Source organism: Chloroflexus sp. MS-G (assembly GCF_000735195.1).
Lineage (GTDB): Bacteria > Chloroflexota > Chloroflexia > Chloroflexales > Chloroflexaceae > Chloroflexus.
Window position 1 is genome coordinate 1 of sequence record NZ_JPIM01000164.1, and the last position, 7,100, is coordinate 7,100.

The following is a 7,100-nucleotide window of genomic DNA, read 5'->3' on the forward strand; positions in this document are numbered from 1 at the left end:
GTCGCCGTCGGTACCGGTGACGTAGTTGCCGTCGGTACCGGTGACGTAGTTGCCGTCGGAACCGGTGACGTGGTCGCCGTCGGTACCGGTGACGTGGTCGCCGTCGGTACCGGTGACGTGGTTGCCGTCGGAACCGGTGACGTGGTTGCCGTCGGAACCGGTGACGTGGTCGCCGTCGGCAGAGCCGTCGCCGTTAGCTCCGGCGTTGCCGTTGCAGTGGCGGTCGGTTCCAGCGTTGCCGTTGCAGTGGCGGTCGGTTCCGGTGTTGCCGTTGCAGTGGCGGTCGGTTCCGGCGTTACCGTTGCAGTGGCGGTCGGTTCCGGCGTTACCGTTGCAGTGGCGGTCGGTTCCGGCATTGCCGTTGCAGTGGCAGTTGCCGTTGCAGTGGCGGTCGGCTCCGGCGTTGCCGTTGCAGTGGCAGTTGCCGTCGGGTCAATGTTGGTCAGCGTGAAATAGACCTCAGCACTGCCAACCCTCGCCGTAACGGTATATGTTCCGACAATGTTGTTAGCACGCACCGGTACCTGAGCTATGCCATTCGTATTGCTTACTGCACCATTTCCACCTGGAAAGGTAACACTGGCGCCACCGGCGGGTGCGGTAAAGCCCACATAGACACCCGGCAACGGATTACCGTGCTCATCGCCAACCCAGACCTGCAACGGCTGGGCAAAGTCGGTATTGATCACGGTGCTCTGGTTGTTACCGCCACGCATCTCTAAGACTAGGGTTGGTAACGCTACCAGTGAAACCTGTTTCGTGGTATAGACAATCTGGAACGGATAACCATCGACATTAATCACCGCACCGTTGGGCAAATCGCGGAATGTGCCAATAATCCCGCCAGACCCGCCGCTCTGGTGGTCGATAATTGTCCACGTATTACCAACAGTAGGAGTATAACCTGGAACAAGAGCTAGCGTTAGGGCGGCCCCTGCCGGATTACCTGAGCCTATCAGTTCAATATTGGCGTTGTTGGTACGATTGTTCGTGGTATTATTCAGCACCAATCTATCGCCGCCGGGACCGACTTCAAAGTGCAGGCTGATATTTGAGCTATGGAGGCGCACACCGCTGCCATCACCCTCCACAAAGAGTTCGCCACGGCGACGAATGACTGTACCAGTAGTGAGATCGCGGTAATCGCCGATACCGATTTCACCACCGCCAGAGGTTGGGTTATACACAATCGCCCCGACCGTTCCCGATCCGTAGAGGTTGAGCCGGCCACTGCCCTGATTGCGCACAAAGGAACCGATATTAGAGCCGCTCGCGGTCAGATTGATCGAGAGATCACCTGTCCCGTTCTTGCGCAGATTCCGCGAGCCAGCCGGATCGGTAATTTTTGCGAATGTGACATCACCTTCAACTGTGATCTCGCGGTTACCCGGTAACGAAAGAGGGGTACTGAAACTGAGGCGATAGTCGGTACTATCAAATGTAAAGCCATTATTGAGCGAGGTGATCTGATTTGCGACCAGACGATCACCACCCATAGCAACCAGTTTTCCACTGAGCAGGTCAAGTTTAGATGTACCAAAGGCCTGATCGTGGGCAAACATGAGCCCACCACCATTGATGATCGTCTTACCCCTGTGTTCGTTGGCAGTTAACAGATAGAGATCACCTTCGCCAGTCTTGGTAATACCGCCACTGCCACGGAGGAGATTGTTGGGATTGTAGATAAATAAACTGCTGTTAGCAGCTATATCGAACGAGACAGTTTTCTGCAAATCAATTGTTGCAAAGATGCTATGATTACCCTGCAAGACACGAATAGTACCGGCGCTAGCGGGAGGAAAGTACAGGCTACCAGTACCACCACTACTCACAAGCGCATAAGGCATGGCACTATCAAAACGCACTTCACCAATCTCAATCGTACTGGTAAGATTAACCGCACGTGGCATTGACGCATTCGGAAAAATCGCCACATCATTTCGGCTCTGGGGCACCCCATTACTCCAATTAGCCGGATCGTTCCAGTTGCCATTTCCACCAATCCAGGTGCTACTGGCAGCCAGGGCCGGTAACGTCGTGAGCGACCAAATGACGAGCAAAGAGACAATAGGCACCAGTGAGAGCGTTGCTTGCAGTATCGGGCGTTTCATGGCTCTTCTCCCAAACTACGATGTAGAGCTTCGATTCAACCGAATTTTAACCGAACCCCCATACCGAAGCATTACCGAAGAGCCGGATGATCGCCTGTTTGTGCTTAAGGTGAGAAAAGTGTTATCAATAGAAAGTGTGTCACGATGGCACTGAGTGGATCATCCCTTGGGTATGCGATCAATCACCAGACGGAGGTACCGAGAGCGGTAGAACATTAATAATATTTCATTCTCAATCTGAATATTTTGTCAGAAATGAGAGAAGAACCGTTTTACGAGAAATTGTAGTACTACATTTTATCGCAAGGAATAACGATGACCCACAAAACAACGTTACAAGGCATTGGTGCTGCTATCGCCGCCTACGCACTTTGGGGATTATTGCCGGTGTACTGGAAAGCGCTGAATGGGGCGTCGGCCACCGAGATTCTGGCTCATCGGATGATTTGGTCGCTTCTGTTCCTACTGGGAGTACTGGCAGTGCGACGGCAATGGAACTGGTTGCAGATTATACGGCAACAGCGCCGTTTGCGGCTAACGTACCTGGCCAGTGCAACACTTCTGGCAGTGAATTGGGGTGTCTATGTGTGGGCTGTACAGATTAATCGCGTTGTTGAGGCCAGCCTGGGGTATTTTATCAATCCGCTGGTGAGTATTGCACTTGGCGTCATCGTGCTGCGCGAGCGATTGCGTCTAGCGCAGTGGTTGGCAATTGTAATTGCCGCAACCGGCGTCGCCTGGTTGACTTACAATGCCGGTTCGTTGCCGTGGATCGCCCTGGCACTGGCTTTATCGTTTGGCTTCTACGGCCTTCTACGCAAGCAGACGCCTCTTGGATCATTTGAGGCTCTTACCGTCGAGACGCTCTGGATGTTTCCGCCAGCGGTTCTCTGGCTGAGCTGGCTGGCCGGTCATAACGGCGGTATCCATCACGATCCCGGTTTATGGCTTTTGTTGATCAGTACCGGTGTGGTGACCGCTGCGCCACTGCTCTTTTTTGGTGCCGCAACCCAACGTATTCCCCTCACGACCATTGGTATTTTGCAGTATCTTGCCCCAACGCTGCAACTCTTATTGGGGGTGTTGGTGTATAACGAACCATTTTCTACTGTCCAACTGATCGGTTTCAGCGCAATCTGGACCGCGTTGGTCATCTATACGGGAGACAGCATCCTGGCCGCTCGTCGCTATCAGCCGATCACACCGCCAGAGCAGAAGCGGGGATAAATCTGTTCACGATGGGTCAGGTGAACGCCGATGAACGTGCATCGCGATTCATGCGACCTGGATGCACGGGCAGTCAGCCCAGCTCGCTACCATCAAGCCAGACTGCGGTAGTACTGTTGGAGCCGTTCACCATCGTCGAGATCGAAGGCCAGGGTTGGCGTGTGAACTAGGTGAACACGAAGGCCGAGACGCGCTGCGCTGCGCAGATGATGCGCAGCGCTATCCGTTCCAAATCCGAATGGAAGCAGAGAAGGCAATCGTACCCCCAACGCATTGGTGCCGCGTTGTTCCTGGTCGGGTGCCAGTACTACATCATAATTGGTGAGTGCTGCTATGAGTAAACGTACATCATCGACGGTCAAAAAAGGAAGATCGCCGGCCAGAATCATCATTGACGAACAACCACACTGCTGTAGATGATGACGTGCCACAGTAAGCGCCGCATTCAGTTCCTCAACCGGATCAGGAAACCATTCCACATCCTTATTATCAGTAACGTCACGTAGGGTCGGATCAGGACTGACCAGCCAGATACGTGCCGGAATAGACTGCGAAACGATGGAACGGTAAACGGTATTGATCACGTGACGCACCAGGGTTATCACAAGTTGCTGTCGTGCTGCCGGTTCCAGAAACCCGCTCAAACGCGATTTAGCCTGTTGTAAGCGTTTGACAGGAACAACAATCCCGATCACGCACGCTACCTTTGCTGTCAGTGGGGTGTCATTGCAACAAGGCCCGCCAGTTCGAGCGTTGCCCGTGCGAGCGCCATCTTCTCCGGCATCCCTCGCATAATGGTGTCAGTGACCAGCGTTTTAATCCCACGCGCTTCAATTGCCGGTGCCAGGTGCGCATCAACATTGTCGATCACAATCCCATCGATGACGTCAATATACGCCTCGGCTACTCCCAACGCGGTTGGTTCGAGACCGACCGACCGCATTAGTGGCACTGCCGGCCCCTTGATCGCCGCACCGCCCACAATCGGGCTGATGGCTACAACCGGCGCGTGACTAGAGGCAATGGCTGTGCGTAGCTCTGCGATGGCCAGAATTGGCCCAATGCTGACTACCGGATTACTCGGCGCGATAATAATTGCCTCGGCTCTAGACAGAAACGGCAACAATTCAGGCGCCGGTCGCACCGGCCCGGCAGCGTGGAGACGTACAGCGTGCACCGTCGGCTGACAACGTTCACGGACAAAGTACTCTTCAAAGTGCAGCTCCCCCTGATCGGTTATCACATGGGTTGGCGCCGGTTCATCACTCATCGGGATAATGTTCACTCCCACCCCCAACGCACGCCGAATTTCGTCGGCGACGTGCGAGAGGGTGGCCCCAGCGCGTAGACGAGCCGTGCGGTATATATGCAATGCCAGATCACGATCACCGAGCTTGAACCAGGTGGGGGCACCCAATCGCCCCAGCCACCGCATGCATTCGTCAGTATCACCGGCAATGCCCCAACCTTGATCGCGGTCGATCACACCAGCCAGGGTGCAGGTCACAATGTCGAGATCGGGGGAAATGTGCAAGCCATGCATGATCATATCGTCGCCGGTATTCACCACGGCGACGATTCGCTCTGGCGCGACAATTGCAGCCAGTCCTTCCAGGAAACGAGCGGCGCCTACACCGCCGGCGAGGACAACAATCATAGGTAGGGTATCGCAGAACACGCCGGCGTGCCAACGCACACCGGCATTGTTTCAGAACAACAGATTTGCCAGCCGCCGTCGCGCCGGACCTACCAGCGGATGATCATCGCCAAGCAACGCAAAAAGACCCAGCAATGCCTTCCGAGCACCATCGTCGCGAAATGCCCGATCACGACCGACCAACGTCAGCAGATGTTCAATCGCGGTAGCGTAATCGCCATTACGTACCGCTGCTGCCGCCTGCCGATAGAGGCCTTCACTTCCTTCAGCCGGTTCGGTCGGCGCACTAACCAGATCGGCGATGGCTAATCCGGCAATAGCTCGCCCACCAAAGGGACTCCCTGCTGGCACTTGTTTGAGAGTGGTAATCCCCTCTGGATCGCCGCGCAATGTGAGCAACCGACCCAAATTGAACAAAGCTGTCTCGTTCTTCGGGTCTTGACCTAAGATTAGACGATAACGGGCAATTGCCTCTGCCGGATTCGTCGCTTCGAGCGCTTGTGCCATTGCCAGCAGATCGGCATTGCGATCCGGAACGATTCGCTTCAACCAGGCCCGCACCTGACTCTCGGGGAGAGCACCGGTAAACTCGTCAACAATTTTTCCCTGATAAACTGCTTTAACTGCCGGAATACCCTGCACCCGGAACATTTGGGCCAGACGCGGATTTTCATCGACATTGATTTTCGCCAAAACCCAGGCGCCATCAGCCTCGCGGGCCAGCCGTTCGAGTGTTGGCCCCAACACACGGCAAGGCCCACACCACGGCGCCCAGAAGTCAATGACAACTGGCACCGTTTGCGAGCGTTGCAACACCTCACGCTCGAAGGTAGCTTCGCTCACATCAATCACGGCAGTTTGGGTGACGTTTACACCAACTTTATTCGAAACTCCGATGGCCATTCTTTCTCTCCTTGCACCGATAGTATATCTCTGCGTTGTAGTGTACCAGAAAAGCTGTTGAAGAAGTGTCTGTAATATGTAAGAAGATTGTCAATCTTTCCTGGGTCGTAATTCCTGACGCAACCTAGAAAGCGAGAAGGGCGATGGCGAAGAAATCAATTGTCAATCTTTCCTGGGTCGTAATTCCTGACGCAACAGGAAGATATAACCTACACCAACAATTCCGGCGAAGGTAAACCATTGTAGCGCATAACCAAGGTGTGGCCCTTCATCCAGACGGTACGGATCAGGCGGTCGCGGCAGACCGCTGCTACCGTCAGGAAGTTGCTCGATAAAGAGCGGTAACAACGGCACACCGACCTGACGCTGAATAGCCGGTACATCGACTCGCAGCCAGGCATTGATGCGCGTTTCACCCGGTAGTGGTAGATCGCGCCCGGCCAACAGACTATCAGGCCGCACCTGTGGAGCACGCGCGATTCCTTCAATCGTTACCTTGCGCGTTACGGCATATGCGGTCGCTGCTCCTTGTGCGGATGGAATCCATCCCCGATCAACCAGTACCGCCTGTTCGCTCCCGGCAATTTGCAAGGGTGTGAGCAAATGTACACCATCAACACCATTATCCGAACGACGCCCTCGTAAGACCACGCTCTCTTCATTGCGGAACGTACCGCTGACCACCACGCGCCGCCCAATGACGGTAGCCGGATCGGTTGTTGCGGTAAGCGGAATTGTCGGTTGCTCGAGCGCGGCAAGACGGGCCGCATTCGCTGCACGCCGTTGACCAAGCCGATCAAGCTGCCAGAAACCAAGGCTCATGAGGGTGACGAAAATAACCACTGCGAACAGATGTTTGGCGATCCACCAACCCCGCAAGAGATGATGATACCCGCCAACGGTTGTTGATGTCATAGTCAGCACAATTCCAGGTTATCTATCTATCATGATGCAGCAATGTCGTCGCAGGTAACATCTGCTACAACAAATGATACCACGATTAGCGGATCACAGGCGGGTGAGGGGCGCCAGATAAGATCAAGGCAGAAAGTAGGTACGGGTGGAGAATTAAAGATTTTCAGCGCGCTCAGCTTCGGGTCACCACCATGATTCGGACGATGCAATAGCAGAGTGAAACCAATGAATACCACGCATCCGCTGAAGATGACTCCCGACCGATACGATCATCCGGTGCACGGGCC

General features: G+C 54.6%; 5 protein-coding genes and 1 pseudogene. 1 reads left to right on the forward strand and 5 read right to left on the reverse strand.

Annotated features, from left to right (window positions below; translation table 11 throughout):
- A pseudogene (locus tag JE47_RS0118850) lies at positions 1-2,111 on the reverse strand (Ig-like domain-containing protein); the annotation flags it as partial.
- A 315-nt stretch (positions 2,112-2,426) separates the two neighbouring features.
- Here JE47_RS0118850 and rarD point away from each other — a divergent pair.
- On the forward strand, positions 2,427-3,338 hold the full coding sequence (rarD, locus tag JE47_RS0118855; protein WP_031461239.1) for an EamA family transporter RarD: 912 nt from the start codon (positions 2,427-2,429) through the stop codon (positions 3,336-3,338).
- 92 nt (positions 3,339-3,430) lie between these two features.
- On the opposite strand, the gene cofC is transcribed toward rarD, so the two are convergent.
- From cofC to JE47_RS0118875, 4 genes are all read right to left on the reverse strand, one after another.
- Complete coding sequence (cofC, locus tag JE47_RS0118860; RefSeq protein WP_031461240.1) at positions 3,431-4,033, reverse strand: 2-phospho-L-lactate guanylyltransferase; 603 nt, start codon at positions 4,031-4,033, stop codon at positions 3,431-3,433.
- Positions 4,034-4,050: 17 nt separating this feature from the next.
- Complete coding sequence (cofD, locus tag JE47_RS0118865; protein ID WP_031461241.1) at positions 4,051-4,995, reverse strand: 2-phospho-L-lactate transferase; 945 nt, start codon at positions 4,993-4,995, stop codon at positions 4,051-4,053.
- Positions 4,996-5,046: 51 nt separating this feature from the next.
- Positions 5,047-5,898, reverse strand: a complete 852-nt coding sequence (locus JE47_RS0118870) for a tetratricopeptide repeat protein (RefSeq protein ID WP_031461242.1) — start codon at positions 5,896-5,898, stop codon at positions 5,047-5,049.
- Between the two features lie 162 nt (positions 5,899-6,060).
- Positions 6,061-6,813 carry an SURF1 family protein gene (locus JE47_RS0118875; RefSeq protein ID WP_031461243.1) on the reverse strand — a complete coding sequence of 251 codons (753 nt, stop codon included), beginning with the start codon at positions 6,811-6,813 and terminating at the stop codon, positions 6,061-6,063.
- Positions 6,814-7,100: the final 287 nt, after the last annotated feature.